This window comes from Micromonospora inaquosa (assembly GCF_003857055.1).
Classification (GTDB): Bacteria; Actinomycetota; Actinomycetes; order Mycobacteriales; family Micromonosporaceae; genus Micromonospora; species Micromonospora inaquosa.
Map to the genome: position 1 here is coordinate 22,185 of NZ_QGSZ01000339.1, position 18,424 is coordinate 40,608.

General features: G+C 70.7%; 21 protein-coding genes. 9 read left to right on the forward strand and 12 right to left on the reverse strand.

The window, feature by feature from the left end; translation table 11 throughout:
* Positions 1-27: 27 nt before the first annotated feature.
* Genes DLJ59_RS30950 through DLJ59_RS30975 form a run of 6 tightly spaced genes read right to left on the reverse strand, consistent with a single transcriptional unit; the run spans position 28 to position 4,551 of the window.
* The gene (locus tag DLJ59_RS30950) at positions 28-852 is read right to left on the reverse strand and encodes an S-methyl-5'-thioadenosine phosphorylase (protein WP_208648894.1); all 825 of its coding nucleotides are present in this window, start codon (positions 850-852) and stop codon (positions 28-30) included.
* 58 nt (positions 853-910) lie between these two features.
* The gene (locus DLJ59_RS30955; protein ID WP_124777196.1) at positions 911-1,336 is read right to left on the reverse strand and encodes a hypothetical protein; all 426 of its coding nucleotides are present in this window, start codon (positions 1,334-1,336) and stop codon (positions 911-913) included.
* Complete coding sequence (locus tag DLJ59_RS30960; RefSeq protein WP_124777199.1) at positions 1,333-2,493, reverse strand: molybdopterin-dependent oxidoreductase; 1,161 nt, start codon at positions 2,491-2,493, stop codon at positions 1,333-1,335. The genes DLJ59_RS30955 and DLJ59_RS30960 overlap by 4 nt, the downstream gene beginning before the upstream one ends.
* On the reverse strand, positions 2,490-3,200 hold the full coding sequence (locus DLJ59_RS30965; RefSeq protein WP_425271472.1) for a class I SAM-dependent methyltransferase: 711 nt from the start codon (positions 3,198-3,200) through the stop codon (positions 2,490-2,492). Before DLJ59_RS30965 ends, DLJ59_RS30960 begins: the two co-directional genes overlap by 4 nt.
* Complete coding sequence (locus tag DLJ59_RS30970; protein WP_124777202.1) at positions 3,197-3,877, reverse strand: TIGR04282 family arsenosugar biosynthesis glycosyltransferase; 681 nt, start codon at positions 3,875-3,877, stop codon at positions 3,197-3,199. The genes DLJ59_RS30965 and DLJ59_RS30970 overlap by 4 nt, the downstream gene beginning before the upstream one ends.
* Positions 3,874-4,551, reverse strand: a complete 678-nt coding sequence (locus tag DLJ59_RS30975; protein WP_124777206.1) for a glycosyltransferase family 2 protein — start codon at positions 4,549-4,551, stop codon at positions 3,874-3,876. Before DLJ59_RS30975 ends, DLJ59_RS30970 begins: the two co-directional genes overlap by 4 nt.
* A gap of 147 nt (positions 4,552-4,698) precedes the next feature.
* On the opposite strand from DLJ59_RS30975, the gene DLJ59_RS30980 reads away from it, so the two are divergent.
* Complete coding sequence (locus DLJ59_RS30980) at positions 4,699-6,063, forward strand: hypothetical protein (protein ID WP_124777209.1); 1,365 nt, start codon at positions 4,699-4,701, stop codon at positions 6,061-6,063.
* On the opposite strand, the gene DLJ59_RS30985 is transcribed toward DLJ59_RS30980, so the two are convergent.
* Positions 6,035-7,114 (reverse strand): NAD-dependent epimerase/dehydratase family protein, encoded by a 1,080-nt coding sequence (locus DLJ59_RS30985; protein ID WP_124777211.1) that lies wholly within the window; start codon positions 7,112-7,114, stop codon positions 6,035-6,037. The genes DLJ59_RS30980 and DLJ59_RS30985 overlap by 29 nt on opposite strands.
* 160 nt (positions 7,115-7,274) lie before the next feature.
* Between DLJ59_RS30985 and DLJ59_RS30990 the strand changes: the two genes are divergently transcribed.
* Together DLJ59_RS30990 and DLJ59_RS30995 are read left to right on the forward strand one after the other, a co-directional pair.
* Positions 7,275-7,970 (forward strand): response regulator transcription factor, encoded by a 696-nt coding sequence (locus DLJ59_RS30990; RefSeq protein ID WP_124777214.1) that lies wholly within the window; start codon positions 7,275-7,277, stop codon positions 7,968-7,970.
* Positions 7,963-8,979: a sensor histidine kinase gene (locus DLJ59_RS30995; RefSeq protein WP_124777217.1), complete on the forward strand. Its 1,017-nt coding sequence runs from the start codon at positions 7,963-7,965 to the stop codon at positions 8,977-8,979. Before DLJ59_RS30990 ends, DLJ59_RS30995 begins: the two co-directional genes overlap by 8 nt.
* Positions 8,980-9,155: 176 nt before the next feature.
* On the opposite strand, the gene DLJ59_RS31000 is transcribed toward DLJ59_RS30995, so the two are convergent.
* Positions 9,156-10,175: an NADPH:quinone reductase gene (locus DLJ59_RS31000; protein WP_124777219.1), complete on the reverse strand. Its 1,020-nt coding sequence runs from the start codon at positions 10,173-10,175 to the stop codon at positions 9,156-9,158.
* Positions 10,176-10,273: 98 nt separating this feature from the next.
* Here DLJ59_RS31000 and DLJ59_RS31005 point away from each other — a divergent pair, with 98 nt between their 5' ends.
* A complete protein-coding gene (locus DLJ59_RS31005) occupies positions 10,274-10,627 on the forward strand; it encodes an ArsR/SmtB family transcription factor (protein ID WP_124777222.1) in 354 nt (117 codons plus the stop codon).
* Between the two features lie 11 nt (positions 10,628-10,638).
* Here the strand turns inward: DLJ59_RS31005 and DLJ59_RS31010 are convergent, their stop codons facing one another.
* Together DLJ59_RS31010 and DLJ59_RS31015 are read right to left on the reverse strand one after the other, a co-directional pair.
* Positions 10,639-11,169 carry a GNAT family N-acetyltransferase gene (locus DLJ59_RS31010; protein ID WP_124777225.1) on the reverse strand — a complete coding sequence of 177 codons (531 nt, stop codon included), beginning with the start codon at positions 11,167-11,169 and terminating at the stop codon, positions 10,639-10,641.
* 43 nt (positions 11,170-11,212) lie between these two features.
* Positions 11,213-11,740 (reverse strand): MarR family winged helix-turn-helix transcriptional regulator, encoded by a 528-nt coding sequence (locus tag DLJ59_RS31015; protein WP_124777227.1) that lies wholly within the window; start codon positions 11,738-11,740, stop codon positions 11,213-11,215.
* Positions 11,741-11,779: 39 nt separating this feature from the next.
* Here DLJ59_RS31015 and DLJ59_RS31020 point away from each other — a divergent pair, with 39 nt between their 5' ends.
* Positions 11,780-12,406, forward strand: coding sequence for a mycothiol-dependent nitroreductase Rv2466c family protein (locus DLJ59_RS31020; RefSeq protein ID WP_124777230.1), 627 nt, complete (start codon positions 11,780-11,782; stop codon positions 12,404-12,406).
* Positions 12,407-12,423: 17 nt separating this feature from the next.
* Here the strand turns inward: DLJ59_RS31020 and DLJ59_RS31025 are convergent, their stop codons facing one another.
* Positions 12,424-13,014, reverse strand: coding sequence for a GNAT family N-acetyltransferase (locus DLJ59_RS31025; RefSeq protein WP_124777233.1), 591 nt, complete (start codon positions 13,012-13,014; stop codon positions 12,424-12,426).
* A gap of 62 nt (positions 13,015-13,076) precedes the next feature.
* Entirely contained in the window at positions 13,077-13,610 is a 534-nt protein-coding gene (locus DLJ59_RS31030; protein ID WP_124777236.1) for a DUF6817 domain-containing protein, read from the reverse strand.
* 461 nt (positions 13,611-14,071) lie between these two features.
* Between DLJ59_RS31030 and DLJ59_RS31040 the strand changes: the two genes are divergently transcribed.
* The 4 genes from DLJ59_RS31040 (at position 14,072) to DLJ59_RS31055 (ending at position 18,252) form a co-directional block, all read left to right on the forward strand.
* A complete protein-coding gene (locus DLJ59_RS31040; RefSeq protein WP_208648892.1) occupies positions 14,072-15,493 on the forward strand; it encodes a family 43 glycosylhydrolase in 1,422 nt (473 codons plus the stop codon).
* Positions 15,494-15,529: 36 nt separating this feature from the next.
* The gene (locus tag DLJ59_RS31045) at positions 15,530-16,969 is read left to right on the forward strand and encodes a glycoside hydrolase family 43 protein (RefSeq protein WP_124777242.1); all 1,440 of its coding nucleotides are present in this window, start codon (positions 15,530-15,532) and stop codon (positions 16,967-16,969) included.
* 189 nt (positions 16,970-17,158) lie between these two features.
* Positions 17,159-17,830: an acetoacetate decarboxylase family protein gene (locus DLJ59_RS31050; protein ID WP_244236318.1), complete on the forward strand. Its 672-nt coding sequence runs from the start codon at positions 17,159-17,161 to the stop codon at positions 17,828-17,830.
* Positions 17,831-17,925: 95 nt separating this feature from the next.
* Positions 17,926-18,252, forward strand: coding sequence for a hypothetical protein (locus DLJ59_RS31055; protein ID WP_124777244.1), 327 nt, complete (start codon positions 17,926-17,928; stop codon positions 18,250-18,252).
* The last annotated feature ends 172 nt before the right edge of the window (positions 18,253-18,424 follow it).

Consider the following 18,424-nt stretch of genomic DNA (forward strand, 5'->3'; position numbering starts at 1 on the left):
AACGGGTCGCGAACCCTTTCGGAACTCTTACGACGGCGTACCGGCCAGAGCCTGGCCGCAGGGGCAGACCCCCTGATCCGCTGGCAGCGTCCGCACCGCGTCGCCGAGCAGCACGCGCAGCCGATCGACGTTCCGGGCGAAGACCGTGAACACCTCCTGCTGGGTCACCCCGTGACCGACCTCGACACCCGAGTCGAGGTCGGTCACCAGGGACAGCGCGGTGTAACACAGCGCCAGTTCACGTGCCAGCACCGCCTCGGGGTGGCCGGTCATGCCGACGACCGACCAGCCCATCTGGCCGTGCCACAGTGATTCCGCACGGGTGGAGAACCGCGGCCCCTCGATCACGACCATGGTTCCGCCGTCGACCGGCTGCCAACCGGTGTTGCGGGCGGCGTCCAGGACCGTGGCCCGTCCGACCGGACAGTAGGGGTCGGCGAAGGGCACATGGACGACCTGGGGGAGTTGCCCGTCCGGGCCCGGCTGTCCGTCGAAGTAGGTCTGCTCGCGGCCACTGGTCCGGTCGACCAGTTGGTCCGGCACGACCAGGGTCCCGGGGCCCAGCTCTGGGCGCAGGCCGCCCACCGCACCCGGTGCGAGCACCTGCCGCACGCCGAGCGCTCGCAGCGCCCACAGGTTGGCCCGGTAGTTGATGCGGTGTGGAGGGAGGGTGTGCCGGCGTCCGTGGCGGGGCAGGAACACCACCGGCCGCCCGGCGAGACTCCCGACGGACAGCGAGTCGCTCGGCCGCCCATACGGTGTGTCGACGGTGACCTCGGCGACGTCGTCAAGGAACTCGTAGAAACCGGAGCCGCCGATCACGCCGACCGGCGCACGATCGGGCGGGCTGATCTCTCCTGCTGACATGGGTACCCCTCCTGGGCGACGAGTGGAGAACGCGGGGGCGGGCTCAGGGACGGTCGGTTCGTCGGTTCGTGACGCGCCTGTCGACCATGGCGACGACGACCAGCACGATCACGATCGCGGCCCAGACGACAGCCAGCCCGACGGCGAGCCCCAGCGGGTAGTTGCGGTCCGGTAGACCCGGATTCGGAGGTGCCGACGGCGGTCGCCACAGCAGCGGCACCGCGATCAGCAGCAGGGTGGCGCTGGCCAGCAGGCCCGCGGTGACCCAGGCCAGGCGTAACCGGTTTGTCACCAGCCGGCTGAGCATCAGCCCGACCACTCCGACCAGCGGCGCCACTAGGACGTCGTGCAGCACCGGGCCGCCGATCAGCCACGGCAGGGCGGTACCGAGCTGGGGGAGGAGCAGCCAACCGCCGTACCCCACGGCCGAGGCGCCGAGCACGAGCAGGAGCAGCCGGACCGCTCTCACCGCAGCACCTCCAAGCGGGCCACCCACTTGGTCTGCAAAACCCCCGGCCGGCTCGGCGCAACGAGTCGGCACGGGTAACCGTGGTCGGGGGACAGTTGCTCGCCATTGATCCTCAGCGCGAGCAGGGTCAGCGGGTCGCTGGCGTGGGCCGCGGGGAGTGTGCTTGCCGCGTACAGGCCGTCGGTTTCCAGTGAGGTGAACCGCACCGGCCGGCCGGTCGGTGCGCCGGCCCATCGGAGCAGTTGGACGACGGGCACGCCGGTCCAGTGGGCCGAGGCGCTCCAGCCCTCGACGCAGGCGATCGGTAGTTCCGCCGTGTGTTGCGGCAGAGCCGCCAGTTCGGCCAGGGACAGGGTCTCCCGGCCGCCCGGCCAGACGATCTCCAGTCGCCAGTCCGGTGGAACGACGATGCGCGCGGCCGCCGCCGTACGGTTGATCGGGATGCCCTGCGGGCCGGCGGCGGAACGCCACGCCAACGGTGACGCCCGACGGAGCCACGGCACGGTGACCCCGGCGGTGGCCAGCACGGCGATGCCGGCCACCCCCACCGACGTACGCAGGAACGCGCGTCGCTCGGACGAGTCGTCACGCCCCGGTGCCGCAGCCGCCACCGCTCTGCTGCCCCGCAGTGGTGTGCTCAGCGCCGCGCGGGCGATCGGGAGCTTCACCGCGACGTGCAGCAGTATCGCGCCCGCTACCAGCCAGGCGACCGCGTAGTGCGCCGTCGGGAAGAAGAACCCCCACGGGTACGACTGGGCGACGTTGAACAGGCCCGTGACCAGTTCGAAGAACGCGGCGCAGACCAGTACCAGGACGGAGAGCCGTTCGAGGGCGTGCGCGGACAGGCGGATCGGCTGACGCAGGGGCGGACGGACGAACAGCCGGGGGTAGACGCTCCACAGTTTGGCCAGCAGCAACGGGATCGCCGCGACGCCGGAGAGCACGTGGACGCCCTGGGTGATCCGGTAGAGGTTGACCGGTCGGGTCGGCCAGGTGAACCAGCCCGGTGGGTGCTGGATGAAGTGGCTGAGCAGTCCGGTGCCGAAACACAGCCCGAACGCCACCCCGAGCCAGAGGCCGAGCCTGGCGGCGACGAGCGGAGAGTGTGAGGGCGCGGTGAAGTCCTCGGGTACGGGGATGCGTGGCCGGCGGATCATGCGCGGACCAGCTCGGCGAACCAGCGTGAACCGAACCGGAAACGGTCGGCGACCCGCAGGCCGGCAGCGGCTGCGGTACGGGTGACCGCCTCCGCCCCGACCCGCGCCCATCGAAACGCCGGCCCCCGCAGTTCCCGTTCGCCGGACGATCCGGACAGGACGTACGCCTGTCCCCGCCACAGCCCAGCCCCCGAGGGCTCCACCTCGACGATGAGCGTTCCGTCGCTCGCGATCAGGGCGCCACACCGGCGCAGCAGCCGGACCGGGTCACCACCGATGCCGATGTTGCCGTCGATGAGCACGGCGTGTGCCCACCTCCCCTCGCCGGGTAGTGGTTCGAAGACGTCGCGTCGCAGCGCGACCACACCCCGGCCCTGGGTCAGCCGTACCGCCTCGGCGGAAATGTCCACCCCCAGTGCGACGAGGCCCCGCTGGGCGAGCGCCCTGGTCAGCCGGCCAGGGCCGCAGCCGAGGTCGATCGTGGGCCCGGTGCAGCGGGCGGCGACGGACTCAACCGCCGGTTCGGGCGGGCCGTGCCAGCGCCGTACCGGCAACAGGTCACGCCGCCCGTCGGCGTGCACCAGCCAGTGGTCGGGTTGGGCCGCGGGCGTCGAGCGGACCGGCGTGCAGGCGTCACGGTCGGCGGACCACCCGCCGATCCGGCCCAGCACCACATCGAAGCCGTCGAGGCTGATCGTCGACGTCACCGGGGATGCCCGTTCACCAACTGGCCGCCGACCGACGCGACGGCCTGCGCGAACCGGGTGCCGGGCAGGTCGGCCGCGACCGCCAGCGCCGCCGGCCAGTCGTCGACATCCCGCTGCACGGGCAGGACCGCCGGGTGGATGCCCTGCCCACGCAGAGCGGCGAGGGTACGGCGACCGGTGTCGCCGGTCGACATCGGTACCTCGCGCAACACGCTCGCGCACGACGGGTCGCGTAGCCCGAGTGCCCACCAGCCGCCGTCGAGCGCCGGTCCGAACACCGCCTCGTGCTCGGCGAGCCGCTCCAGCGCGGCGGTGAGCAGGGCCGGTCGGATCTGCGGCGTGTCCATGCCGATCTGCAGCACCGGTCGGCCGGGAAAGGCCGCGGCGGTGTCGGCGTGGGCGTTCGCGAGGCGGTCGGCGAACGTGGCGCCGCGCTGCGGAAACAGGTGCCAACCCGCCAACGCGGCGGTCAGTTCCGCGCCGCACTCGGCGTCGGCGAACCGACCGGTGTGGGCCAGCACCGGAATGGTCGACGCCGTGCCGCGTACCGCCGCGAGGGTGTCCAACAGCGACGCCGCCGCGATCCGGGCCGACTGGGTGGGGTCAGCCGGTGGGCAGAGGCGTGTCTTGGCCAGCCCGGCAACCGGTGCCTTCGCGACCACGAGCAGGACGTTCACCGGCCACCACCGGCACCGGCGCGGAGCACTCCGGCGAAGTCCCGGGTCGCCCGCAGCGTGCCCCGGACCGACCCGGAGACCTTCGATCTGGTGCCGGCGGCCCGGGGCGCGTACGCGACGTCCAGCTCGACGATCCGCCAGCCCGCCGCGGCTGCGCGGAGCAGCAGTTCCAGGGGGTAGCCGAACGCGCGGTCGTCGACCCCGAGGCCCAGCAACGCCGCCCGGCGGGCCACCCGGATCGGGCTGATGTCGTACACCGGCACCCCGCGACGCCGTAGCAGCGCGGCGACCAGCGCGTTCCCGGTGCGGGCATGCCACGGCCAGGCCTCCGCCGAGATCGGCCGACGCCGCCCGACGGCGAGATCGGCCCGACCGTCGAGCACCGTGGCGACGAGCCGGGGCAGCTCGGCCGGATCGAACGAGCCGTCCGCGTCGAGCACGCAGACCAGATCCGCGTCCGCCGCCAGCAGGCCGGCGTGCACGGCAGCGCCGTAACCGCGCCGCGGCTCGTGGACGACCCGCGCCCCGTGCTCGGCCGCGACGACCGGTGAACCGTCCGTGGAGCCGTTGTCGACCACGATGGCGTGGTAGCCGGGCGGCAGCCCGCCCAGTACGGCAGGAAGTGCGGCCGCCTCGTCCAGACATGGCAGCACCACGTCGATCGTTGTGTGCATACCGGCGACGCTAGGCCCGCCAGGGGCCGTCCGGGCCGCTCTGTCTCCTTACGAATCGCTTACCGGGCACCGGATCTTACGACTCCCTGACGTCTCACCGTCTGGCTGTCGGTTGCCTGGTCACAGGCCGTACCGTCGGCCGTCACCATGACCATGATGACCCGACCGGGACGACCCCGGTCCGCCGACCTGATCGTCCTCGGTGCCGAGGTGACCCTGCTCGCCGTTGCCGTCGGCGTCGGCGCGCTGCTCAACCACCAGGGTGTACGGCTGCACGCCGACGCGGCGCCGCTCTACGCCAGTTGGCAGCCCCACCTGGGGCCCGGCACCCCCGCCGCGCTTCTCGTCGCGGCGCTGTTCGTCTGGCGGGGCACACGCTGGGCAACCGACCTGCCGTGGCCGAGGCTGCTGGTCGTCGGCTATCTCGCCGCAGTGCTCTGGACGCTGTCGCTGGCAATGGTGGACGGCTGGTCCGTCGGGTTGACCGAGCGGCTCACCGTGCAGGCCGAGTACCTGCACGAGGTGCCCCGGGTGACGGATGTCGGCATCATGCTGTCCGGCTTCGCCGACCGGATCCTCGACTTCCAGCCCGATTCGTGGTCCACCCACACCGCCGGTCATCCACCGGGAGCGTTGCTGTTCTTCGTCTGGCTGGAGCGGATCGGCCTGGGCGGCGGGACTGCCGCCGGGCTCGCCTGCGTGTTGCTCGGCGCCACGGTCTCGGTGACGGTTCCGGTGGCGTTGCGGGCGCTCGGGGTTGAGGACGCGGCCCGCGCGGTGTGGCCGTTCCTGGTGCTCTTCCCGGGGGCGGTCTGGGTGGGCGCGTCCGCGGACGGGATCTTCACCGCTGTGGTCGCGGCCGGGCTCACGCTGCTGGCGGTGGGTGGCCGACCAGGGGCCGCACTTGGCGGGTTGCTGCTCGGCTTCGCGCTCTACCTGTCGTACGGGTTCGTCCTGGTCGGGTTGCTCGCGTTGGCCGTGGCGTTGCTCCGGTCGCGGGACCGCCTCGGTGTGCTGCTGGTCGCGGCGGGGGCGGTCGGGGCCGTCGTCGCCGCGTTCACCCTCGCCGGCTTCTGGTGGCTGGACGGCTACCACCTGGTGGCCCGTCGCTACTACCAGGGTTGGGCGGCGGAACGTCCGTACGGTTACTGGGTCTGGGCGAATCTCGCCGCTCTGCTGCTCAGTGCCGGCCCGGTGGTCGGGCCGGCACTGCGGCGGGCGGTGGCCGCCGTGGCGATCCGATCACCGCGCCCACCGCGCGCGACGGCCTTCCGTTCGCGGATCGCCAGCGCCGGACCAACGGTGTGGCTGCCCGTCGCGGCGTCGGCGGCCGTGGTCGCGGCGGACCTGTCGGGGCTCAGCAAGGCCGAGGTGGAGCGGATCTGGCTACCGTTCGCCGTCTGGTTGCTGGTCGCCACCGCGCACCTGCCCCACCACCATCGACGGTGGTGGTTGGCGGCCCAGGCCGCCACCGCCCTCGCCGTCAACCACCTACTGTGGACGGTGTCCTGACCGATGCCGGATCCCGCATCACCGCGGTGGTGAAGTCGGCGATACCGGCGGCGAAGTCGATTCGGGCGGTGAAACCGAGCAGCCGGGCGGCGCGGGCCGGGTCGGCCACGACGTGCCGCACGTCCGCTGTCCGTCCGCCCCCGACCGTGACCGGCGATGGGCCGCCCATCGCCGCGGCCAGCTCGTGGGCCAGTTCGCCGACGGTGTGCGGTTCACCCGAGCAGACGTTGACCGGGGTCAGCGGATCCGGTGCCGGTGTGGTCAGGGCCAGCAGGTTGGCCGCGGCCACGTCGGTCACGTGCACGAAGTCGCGCCGTTGCCGGCCGTCCTCCAGAACCCGGGGAGGTCGCCCGGCGGCCAGGGCCGACCGGAAGATCGACGCGACCCCCGAGTACGGGGTGTCACGCGGCATCCGCGGACCGTAGACGTTGTGGTAGCGCAGGGCCCAGACCGATCCGCCGGTCTGCCGGGCCCAGGCACCGGCGAGGTGTTCCTGGGCCAGCTTGGTGGCGGCGTACGTGCTCTGCGGCTCCAGCGGCGCGTCCTCGGGCACGAGACCGGGGGAGAGCGACCGGCCGCAGCGAGGGCAGGTCGGCTCGTACCGGCCCTCGGCCAGATCGGCGGCCCGGCGGCCGGCAGGCCGGACGATCCCGTGGGTACGGCAGTGGTAGCGACCCTCGCCGTAAACCACCATCGAACTGGCCAGCACCAGTCGGCGTACCCCGGTGCTGTGCATCGCCGCGAGGAGGGTGGCCGTGCCGAGGTCGTTGTGCGCGGCGTACCGGGGGGCGTCGGCCGGATCGATGCCGTGGCCGACCATGGCCGCCTGATGGCAGACCGCGTCGACCCCGCTCAGTAGCCGGGTCAGCAGCTCGGCGTCGCGGACGTCACCGACCACCAGGCCGTGCCGCTCGGCCCAGGGCGGTGCCGTCGCACCGTGCGCCTCGGGCAGGAGCGCGTCCACGGCCACCACCTCGTGCCCGTCTTCGGTGAGCAGGTCGGCGACATGGGAACCGATGAATCCGGCAGCACCGGTGACAAGTATCCGCATTCCGGTCACCGTATGACCTCGCGTACGCGCGCTCGGGTTTGCGCACCCAACCGTAAGAACCTCGCAAGGTTTGCCGGTGCGGACGGACCCCGGTGCGTGGCTACGCTGGGCCGATGGACATCCGAGGGGAGACGCTGACCGGTCGGAACGGGGATGGTTCGTGACACAGCGCGTGCTGGTGGTCGACGACGATCAGACCGTGAGTGACGTCATTCGTCGTTACCTCGAGAACGACGGCTTCCAGGTGAGCCTCGCGGCGGACGGCGCGGCGGCGCTGGCGGCGGTGGAGCGCCAGGCACCCCACCTGGTCGTGCTCGACCTGATGCTGCCCCGGATCAACGGCCTGGAGGTGTGCCGGGCGTTGCGGGTACGGCCCGACGGCGTACCGATCGTCATGCTGACCGCCCGTGGTGACGAGGCCGACCGGATCCTCGGGCTTCAGCTCGGCGCTGACGACTACCTGACCAAGCCTTTCTCTCCCCGGGAACTGGTGCTGCGGGTCCGTTCGGTGCTTCGTCGCGCCGGCGGCGCGACGGCACCCGAGCGGCCGGAGGCGCTCACCGACGGCAAGCTGGTCGTGCACACAACCTCCCGAACGGCCCGCCTCGGCGGTACGGATCTGGCTCTGACCTTGCGGGAATTCGACCTGCTCGTCCACCTCATGCGGCATCCGTCCCGGGTGTTCGGCCGGGCCGAACTTCTCGAGCAGGTCTGGGGGTGGAACTTCGGGGACCACTCGACAGTGACCGTGCACGTACGCCGACTGCGGGAGAAGATCGAAACCAACCCGGCCGACCCGCAGCGGATCGTGACCGTCTGGGGCGTCGGCTACCGCTACGAGCCGGCCAATGCGTGACCTACTCCTGATCTTCGCGATCGCCCTCGGGGCGGCACTCGGCATCGGGCTCGCCAGCGCCGTGCTGCTCCGCGCCCTCCGACGCAGCTCGATCACCGTGCATCTCAGCGTGCTGCTCACCACCACGGTGGTCGCCGTGGTCGTCGGGGTGATGGCGGTCGCGGAGGCGATGTTCCTCTCCGCGCACGACCTTGAGGTGGTCCTGATCACCGTCGCGGCGGCGGCGGTGGTCAGTCTCGCCGTCGGCGGGCACTTCGGCCGTCGACTGGCCCGCGCCGCGGTCTGGCGCGACCAGGCCCGGGAGCGGGAACGGCAACTGGAGAAGGGCCGGCGCGACCTGGTCGCCTGGGTCTCGCACGACCTGCGTACCCCGCTGGCCGGCCTGCGGGCGATGGCGGAGGCGCTGGAGGACCGGGTGGTTCGCGATCCGGACACGGTCGACGAGTACCACCGACGCATCCGGGTGGAGACCGACCGGATGACCCGACTCGTCGACGACCTGTTCGAGCTGTCCCGGATCAACGCGGGAGCGCTGCGGTTGTCGTTGACGGCGGTGCCGCTCGGAGAGGTGGTCTCGGACGCGCTGGCCAGTACGACCCCGTTGGCCGACGCTCGTCGGATCAAGCTGATTGCCAGCGAGTCGGGGTGGCCGACGGTTGCCGCGAGCGAACCGGAGCTGGCGCGGGTGGTGGCCAATCTGCTGCTCAACGCGGTCCGCTACACCCCGGCCGACGGCACCGTACGCGTCGAAGCCGGCCGGGAGGAGGACCACGCCTGGCTGTCGGTCGCCGACACCTGCGGCGGCATTCCCCCGGCAGACCTACCCCGGCTGTTCGACATCGCGTTCCGTGGTGAACCGGCCCGCACGCCCGGGCCCGGCGACGGTGCGGCGTCCGGAGGGCTCGGTCTGGCCATCGTTCGTGGCCTGGTGGAGGCGCATGGAGGTCGGGTCGAGGTGCGCAACACCTCCGACGGCTGCCAGTTCATGGTCCGCCTGGCTACCGCCTGAGGCGACGGAACTCCGACGAGGGCGCTCCGGCCGACCAGATTCCCGCCGATCTGCCGCAGCCGGTCCGGGAGCTGACACCTGAGGAGCTCACCGCGCCCTGGGGGTCTGCTTTCCGGTCGACCGGTCCGACGACGTCAGCTGGGACGACGATCGCACGGACAACGGTCTGACCACGATCAGGGCGTGACGTCCACCAGCACTTTGCCGACCGCTCCGGCTTGCACCGCTCGGTGAGCGTCGGCGGTGCGGTGCAGGGGGAAGCGGAGCAGTGGCAGGCCGTGTGCCTCGCCGACCGGCAACGCGCCGTCGCGAATCGCGGCGGTGACGTCCTCGACGGCTGCGGCGCGGGCCTGCGGGCCAGCCGTGTAGAGCACCAGGAACTGCAAGCGCGTGTTCAGCACCATGTTCTGACCCACGTTCAGCTCGACCGGATGTCCGCCCTCGTTGGCGTACGTCGCGATCGTGCCGCGGGTGCGCAGCACTGCCAGGTCCACTGTCAGGTTCGCGCCCAGCGCCACCTCGGCGACGATGTCGACGCCGTCCGGGGTGATCGCACGGATGGCGGCGGCTGGGTCGCCCTCGCGATAGTTGACGGTGTGGTGGGCTCCGGCCGCAGCGGCCAGCTTCGCCTTCTCCGGTCCGCTGACGGTGGTGATCACGGTGGCGCCGGCCCATCGGGCGAGCTGGATCACCGCGTGCCCGACGGCGCCGGCCCCGCCGGCGGCGAGCACCACCTTGCCGTCGAGCGCGCCGGGGCGGAGGCGGCCCGGCCCGTCCTCGGCGACGGTGAGTGCGCGGTGTGCGGTGAGCGCGGGGACACCGAGCGAGGCGCCGACGTCGAAACCGGCCTCGTCCGGCAGCGGCACGGCCTGGTCGGCGGGTACGACGGTGTACTCGGCGGCGGTGCCGGTGGGCCGCCCGGCGGCGGCCATGAACAGCCAGACGCGCTGACCGATCCGGCCCGGGTCAACCCCGTCACCGACGGCGTCGATCACGCCGGCGCCGTCGAGGTGCGGGGTGATCTCGGGGAACAGTTTGCGGTGGGCGGTGCCGGAGCGGGCCTGCCAGTCGGTCGGGTTGACCCCGGACACGGCGACCCGGACGCGAACTTCACCGGGTTCGGGCGTGGGACGGTCACGCTCGACGAACTGGAGAACGTCGGGGCCGCCGTTGTCGCGGTAAATGATCGCCTTCATGATCCATCCATTGTTCGATCCGAGTCGTACGGTTCGAGCTGGATCGAACGGTACGACCAAAGTCGAACTTTCCGCAAGTTCTGGCTAGGCTTGAGCTCGTGACCGAGGTGATCGAACCCGCCATCGAGACCGTGACGATCGACGTCGTGCTCAGCGCGCTCGCCGACCCGGTGCGGCTCACGCTCGTGCGCGCCCTCGACACCGCTGGGGACTGGACGTGCGGCAGTGACATCCTCAAGGAGGCAGGCGTCACCATCGGCAAGTCAACGGTGTCGCACCACATCAAGGTGCTGCGCGATGCCGGCCTGATCCGCACGCGAGTCGACGGCATCCGCCGGCTGGTCACCCTCCGCTACGACGACCTGGAACAACGCTTTCCCGGATTGCTGGCCATGCTCCGCGAACACACCGCTGCCCGTGCCACCGCGGCGGCGCCCACTTCATCCGCGTGAAAGGGCGCCGCTCAACCGACCCGCTGGGCCAGCACCTGCCCCGGCCAGGAGCCAGCCCGGAACGTTTCGGTGGAAGTGAACCCCTGGCGCTCGTAGAACGCCACCAGCTTCCCGCCGCCGCCCGCCCAGCAGTCGACCCGTAGCAACCGCACGCCGGCTCGCCGGGTCTCCTCCACGGCGTGTGCCAGCAGGGCAGACCCGAGGTGGCGGCCGGCGAATCGTCGGTCCGAGACCAGGAGACGGACGTACCGCTCGGGTTCGTCCGCGGGCGTGATCGGTACGCGCGGGTCGGGCCCGGAGCCCAGCACCATCGCCGCGGCCGGCGTTCCATCCACTTCCGCGAGGAACGGGAGGTTCTCGGTCAGGTACCGATCGACCTGTTCCACCCTTGCGGGCTGCGCGGAGAACGGTGTCGTGCCCCACTGCTCGGTGTTGCCGCGGTCGTTCATCCAGGCCACCGCGGAGTCCAACATGGTCAGGACGGCAGGCGCGTCGGCCGGGCCACCGCGTCTGATGCGTATGCCGCGGATGGTGTCGTCCATGGCGGAATGGTAATCCGATGCTGGCCGATCACGACCGAGGCGATCACCCGACCTGACTCTCGCCCTCGGGGCCGAGACCCCGGGAGGTCAGGGTCCGGTTCAGCGCCGCCAGCAACCGTTCAAGGGCTCTGCGATCGCTGTCGGTGAGGCCACGAAGGATGGTCGCCTCGTTGGCCAGATGCTCCTCGATGAGCCGGTCGGTCAAAGCCACACCCGCCGGAGTCAGCCCGACCACTCTGCCGCGCGCGTCGGCCGTGGAGACCGAGCGGGACACGAGGCCTCGGGCGATCAGTCGGTCCACCCGCTTGGTGACCGCCCCGGTGGTGACGAGCATCCGTTGGCTCAGCTGGCCCGCCGTGAGCGTGTATGGCTCACCCTCGCGGCGCAGCGCCGCGAGCACGTCGAAGTCGCCGTTGCCGAGGTCCGCCGCGGCGAACGGCGGCCGCAGGGCCACATCGAGTACGGCGGCCAGTTGTTGGATGCGACCGATGATCAGCAGCGGACTGGGGTCGAGGTCTGGTCGCTCGCGACCCCACTGACCAACGATTTCGGCGATCCGGTCGTCATCCACTGTTGCATCTTACCTTCCGAGGAAGATAACTTGTCTTCCGTGGAAGACAACTTGACTCCAACGTCCGTTCCGGTGGTCACGTCGTACGTGGACCCGTCCTGCCCGTTCGCCTGGATCACCTCCCGCTGGCTCATGGAGGTCGCGAAAATGCGGCCGCTCACGTTGCGCTTCGAGGTGATGAGCCTCGCGGTGATCAACGAGCATCGCGACCTGGAGCCCTGGTACCGCGAATTCAACGACCGGGCTTGGGGGCCGGCCAGGGTGTGCATGGCGGCAGCCGAACAACACGGCTCCGCCGTCCTCGCACAGCTGTATCCGGCGCTCGGCCGCCGCATCCACGACGGCGGCGACAAGAACTTCGACACCGTCGTCCCGCTCGCCCTGGCCGAGGCCGGCCTCCCCGCCGACCTGGCCGACGCCGCCCATCGCAGCGACCTCGACCCGCAACTGCGGGCCAGCACCACACGCGCACAGCAACTGGTGGGCGAGGACCTCGGCACCCCGACGGTCGTCGTCGACGACGTGGCCTTCTTTGGCCCCGTGCTGACCTCGATCCCTCGTGGGGAAGAGGCCGTCCGCGTCTTCGACGGCGCCCGCCTGCTCGCCGGCTGTCGGGCCTTCTCCGAGCTCAAACGCGCCCGATCCGACGACCTCAGCTTCGCGTAGCTTGACCGCTACCCGCCTCAGCGCTCGGGATACCCCCGATGCGCGGCCCACTCGGGCGCGAGGATCGACATCACGGTGGCGTCAACCCAGTCGTCGCCGTCGCGCAGGACCTGCCGCAGCACACCCTCGGCAACGAAGCCGACCTTCTCGTACACCCGGCGGGCCCGGGGGTTGAAGGCGAACACCTCCAGCGAGATGCGGTGCAGGCCGAGCCGCTCGAACCCGTGGCCGACGACCAGGCGTACCGCCTCGGTGCCCAGGCCGCGGTCGCGGCCCGCGGCGGTCAGCAGTGTCCGGAAGTTGCAGTTCCGGTTGACGGGGTCCCAGTCGTTGAGGACCACCTCGCCGACGCAGGCCCCGGTGGCGCGGTCCACGACAGCCAGGTCGAGTCGGTCGGCCTGCGCGTTGCGGCCGCCGTACCAGGAACGCATCCGCTCCTCGTCGGGAACGTCGTCGGCCGCGCTGCCGGTCAGTCGGGCCACCTCGGGGTCGGCCACCGCCGCCCGGAAGGTGTCCAGGTCGTCCTCGACGAACGGACGCAGGATCACCCGCTCGCCGGTGAGCGTGGGCTTGATCGAGAAGTCGGCGGTCGCCTGGTCACTGGGCATCGACCGATCTTCGGCGGGGCACCCGGCACAGGCAACCGGTTTCCGGTCGTCGTCCGGTGTGGTCACGGCCGCAACACTCGCTGCGCGTCGCGGATGACCTGCTCCGAGGCGATGGGGGTCCATGAGGCGAACAGTTCCCGGAAGTAGGCCCCGTGCCGGTCCAGCATCGCGGGATCGTGCTCCACGACGTCCAGTTCGTTGACGATGCTCAGGTCCATCAGCGACCGAAGTTGACCCTCATCCGGCGTCCGCACGTGACGGGCGAAGCGGTCGAAGACCTCGCCGGTCCTTGCCAGCTCCGGCCAGCTGCGTCCACGGTCGCAGGCACCGTACAGATAGACGAGCTCCTCGGCGTCGGTACCCACGAGATCCCGCAGCACGGCCCGATCGGCCCGATCAAGCAGGGTGAGGTCGAACCCGTCGGTGCCGTAGACGGCGTGGGTGAGGCCCGCGGCTTGCACGTCATGGCTGCATCCGAGCACGGCAAGTCGTTCGCTGACCCGACAGAGGTGGGCGTACAGGTTGCCGCCGGGATGGGCGATCTGCTCGGCTCCATGCCGGCGGAGCCAGACCCGCACGCCGTCGTCGGTGCTCATGGTCTGACTGTAGGTATCAGCCGTCGGATTCGACGGCCCGGGGCGTCGGCGATATGTCACAGCGCTGTGCGCACGTCCGGCGACTGCGCGAGTCGTCGCGGGCGAAATCGTGGGGGCGTCGGTGCCGACTGCCTGAGCCAGTGGTGGCCGGCAACCTTGCGAAGTTCGACCAGCATCCGGCCCTGCGGGCATTTCTGCTGGCTACCGGGGAGCGGGTCCTGATGGAGGCCAACCTGCTCGGGTTCGCGCTCATGCAAGTGCGTCGATGCCTTGACACTGACAGATGCGATCGCTAACACTTGTCCGCAACGCGCGCTTAACGAACCGAACACATAGCACCGGTAGTGGCGTGGCGGGTCAGAGGTGTCGCGTCACCCTGTCACCCGAAATCGCTGAAGACCGATTTTGGCTAGTACTTGTTAACGCTAACATAGATGATCTTTCTCAGGAGGGTCGCGATCGTGGTTCCACGGCGAGCAACGGCCACGCGGCTACGTACCGTCCTCGTGCTCTCCGCCGTGGCCGCGACGGCTGTCCTGGTGGAGGCCGACGGGCCGGCGCACGCCGCCGCCCTGCCGACCGGCGCCGTCTCGCTGGAGGCGGTGAACCAAGCCGGACGGTACGTGCGGCACATCGACTATCTCGGTCAGCTCGACCCGGTGACCTCCAGCAGCGCCAACCAGGTGAAGCTCGACGCCACCTTCACAGTGGTAAACGGTCTGGCGTCGCCGACCTGCTACTCGTTCCAGACCAAGACAGGCATGTTCCTGCGGCACCGCGACTACCGGCTCCGGGTCGATGCGAACACCGGCGACGCCACGTTCCGGGCCGATGCCACCTTCTGCGCGGTGGACGGCTCGGTCAGCGGATCGGTGGCGCTCGTCTCGTACAACTATCCGAACCGGCGGATCCGGCACCGTGACTTCGCCCTCTGGCTCGACGCCTACCAGGACACGGCCGCGTTCCGGGCGGACAGCTCCTTCCGCCTCGTCGCGCCGTGGGCACCCGGGACCACCAAGGGCCCGGTGATCCCGGGCCTCTTCGCCGACCCGCACCTCGCCGTGTTCAACGGCCGCTACTACCTCTACCCGACCACCGACGGCTACGCGAGCTGGGCCGGCACCTACTACAAGGCTTTCTCCTCCACCGACCTGGTCAACTGGACCGACCACGGCGTGATCCTCGACCACGGCCCGGACGTGTCCTGGGCGGACAACTCGGCCTGGGCACCGGCGGTGGCCAGCGCCAACGGCCGCTACTACCTCTACTTCAGCGGCGGCGCGGCCAGCGGCAACACGGCCAAACAACTGGGCGTCGCTGTGGCCGACAGCCCCACCGGCCCGTTCCGTGACGCGCTGGGCCGACCGCTCGTCCGCAACGACCAGTTCTCCGGCGGGCAGGCGATCGACCCCATGGTGTTCACCGACGACGACGGGCGGTCCTACCTGTACTGGGGGCAGGGCACCGCGCGGGCGGTGCGGTTGAACCCCGACATGGTCTCCTTCGACGCGGCGCAGGCACGGGTCATCACCCCCTCCGGCTACAACGAGGCGCCATTCGTGTTCAAGCGGAACGGGCTCTACTACTTCATGTGGTCGGAGAACGACACGCGCAGCGAGGACTACCGGGTCGCCTACGCCACCGGCTCCTCACCCCTCGGGCCCTGGACCAGGCGCGGCGTGGTGCTGCAGAAGCGCCTCGAGGTCGGCATCAAGGGCACCGGTCACCACTCCGTCGTTCGGGCACCCGGCAGCGACACCTGGTACATCGCCTACCACCGCTTCGCCGTTCCGGCCGGCAACGGCACCAACCGCGAGACCGCCATCGACCGGATGGAGTTCAGCACCGACGGCACCATCCGCTCCGTCCTACCGACCCTCTAGCTGACCCGGATGCCCCTGCGCGAAGGAGAAAGACCCATGTCGAGAGTCCTCGCCCGGCTCTGCGCGGTCGCGGTGGCCGCGAGCCTGCTGTTCACCACCTGGTCGGCGGCGACACCGAAGGAGGCGGCCGCGCTCGACCCGACCGTCGGCTACCTGATGGCGCACTTCACCGGTGAGTCCTCGACAGACCAGCAGATCTACCTCGCCCACAGCACCGACGGCCTGCGCTGGACGGACCTCAACGACGGCGGGCTCGTGCTGCGGTCCACCGTCGGCACCCGCGGCGTCCGCGACCCCGCCCTGGTCCGCTCACCGGCCGGTGACCGGTACTGGATCATCGCCACCGATCTGTGCATCGGGTGCGGCCAGGACTGGTCTACCGCGATCAACAACGGCAGCCGCAACCTCGTCGTGTGGGAGTCCACCGACCTGGTCAACTGGTCGGCGCCGTGGCTGTTGAACGTCGCCGGGGCGATCCCAGACGGACGCAACGCCTGGGCTCCGGAAGCGATCTGGAACCCGGCCACCGGTGACTACGTCCTCTACTGGGCGACGAACGTCCCGCTCAACGGCGCGACCAAGCACCGCATCTACTCCGCGCGCACGGCGAACTTCCGCAGCGTCACCACCCCGCAGGTCTACATCAACCGCCCCGGAAACCAGGAAATCATCGACACACAGATCGTCGAGGTGCCGGCCGGCGTGGGCGCCTACCGCTACGTCCGGGCCTCCCGGGACGGCCAGATCGCCATCGAGGGCAGCAACTCCATCCTCGGCACCTGGACCACCCTCGGGAACCTGTCCGGCATCGGGCTGACCGGCGCGCAGGTCGAAGGCCCGATGTGGATGAAGATGAACACCCGCAACGAGTGGGTCCTCTACCTCGATCAGTACTCCAGCGGACGCGGCTACCTGCCGGTGCTGACCACCGACCCGTCGAATCCGGGCAGCTACCGACTACCGGCGTCCGGCTCGTACGGCATGGGTGGCACCAAGAAGCGGCACGGTTCGATCCTCAACCTGACCGCCGCCGAACAGAACCGGGTGCTCGCCCGCTGGCCCGCCACCGCGATCAGCCGGATCCAGTCGTACAACTTCCAGGACCGGTACGTGCGGCACTACGACTACGACATCCGCATCGACCCGAACGTCAGCCCCGCCCAGGACGGCCAGTGGCGTCTGGTGCCCGGCCTGGTCGGCTCCGGCACCGTCGCCATCCAGTCGGTCAACTACCCGGGTTACTACCTGCGCCACTACGGGTTCGACTTCCGGCTGGAAGCCAACGACGGCACCGCCACCTTCGCCGCCGACGCCACCTTCCGGCAGGTCGCCGGCCTGGCCAACTCCTCGTGGACGTCGTTCCAGTCCTACAGCCACCCGGACCGCTACCTCCGGCACTACGCGTACCTGCTGCGGCTCGACCCGGTCACCGACGCACAGAGCCGCGCCGACGCCACCTTCCGCGTGACCAGCTGACCCTGGTCCCTGTTCCAAGGAGTTCCGACTGTGGCACCACATCGACGGATGTTGTCCGCCGTGACGACCGAGCCACGGGGGCCTGCCCGGGACCGGTGACGGCTCGCATGTCGGCAATCCGTCGTTGTCCGGGCGTCCGGCGGCTCCGTAGCGTCGCGACTACTATCGCTGCCAGCGGAAGGACCCCTCGTGACCGAAATCGTCGCTCCGCAGCTCGTCGTGAACAGCAGAATGATCTACTTCGGTTGGCTGCCGGCCGACCCCGACGCGGTGGCCGCCCTGGTCCCCGACGGGCTCAAGCCGGCACCGAACCACCAGGTCTTCATGAACCAGTACGTCGTCGACGACGCCGGGCAGACCTCCGGCTTCGGCGCGTACTCCCTGACGTACATCGGGCCGGACCTCGCCGGGGTCGACGCCCCCGACGGGGTCACCCCCGGCCGCTGGTGGACGCACTACCTCAACTCCAGCCCGGACGTGCGGGCGTACGCCGCCGCCCGGGGCGTGCCGGCGACCCCGGGAAAGACCACCATCGAGGTACGCGGACATCGGCTGATCGCCACCACCGAGGGCGGACGGTGTACCCGTGATCAGGACGACGGCGCGCGTCGGGCGCACCGGGGACGCCGTCAACCGGGTCAGCTGCGTTACCTCACCCGCCTCGACGGCAAGTTGCTCAGCGGCAACTACCCGTTCGTGGCGGAACCGGTCGACCCGTTCGAGATCGAGTCGCTGGAGTTCCTCGAACCCGACCACCCGGTCTACGCGCTGCGCCCGGCGGACCCGCTGGAGATCGTCTGGGGCTTCTACTCAGCGCGCGCGTCGTTCGCCTACCCGGGCGGTGAGTCGGTGCTCGACTGAGCCGGTCACCTGACCTCGGAACGGCGCACCAGGAGGTGGTGCTCCGGTCCGCCGACATGGCTGCGCAGAGCACCGCCAGGCGTTGCGCTACCGTCATGACGCGCCTCCCGGTGTCGATCAGTCCGCGTCCGGCGGTCGTCGACGGCCCGCAGGACCTCACCACAGCCAAGGAGAACCCGATGCCGGAGCCTGAGCCTGCCCAGGACGCCCACGAGGTGGATGCCGACACCTCCACCCCAGCCGAGACCGAGGCCGAGACCGAGGCCGAGGCCGACCAGGCTGCCGTTCCCGCGAATCGGGCTGCCCGACGCGCGAAGGGCAAGAAGGCCGCCTCGCCTCAACCCCATGGCAAGGGTCAGCAACTCGGCGGCCGGGGCTCGGTCCAGAGCCCGCGCCTGTGGGGTAACCGCCGCAGCGGTTGATCCGTTGCGGGGCGCTCCAGCAGACCGAGCAAAGTGGAATCCGGAGGCCGGTGTACGTCGGCTTTGTCGGCGACCACGGGTACGGTGTCGATGCCTGATGCGCACGGGCATCGGCGGCACCCCGCCGGGACGGGAGCGTCCGGCCCGGCGGTGACGGACCGTGGGAGGGAGC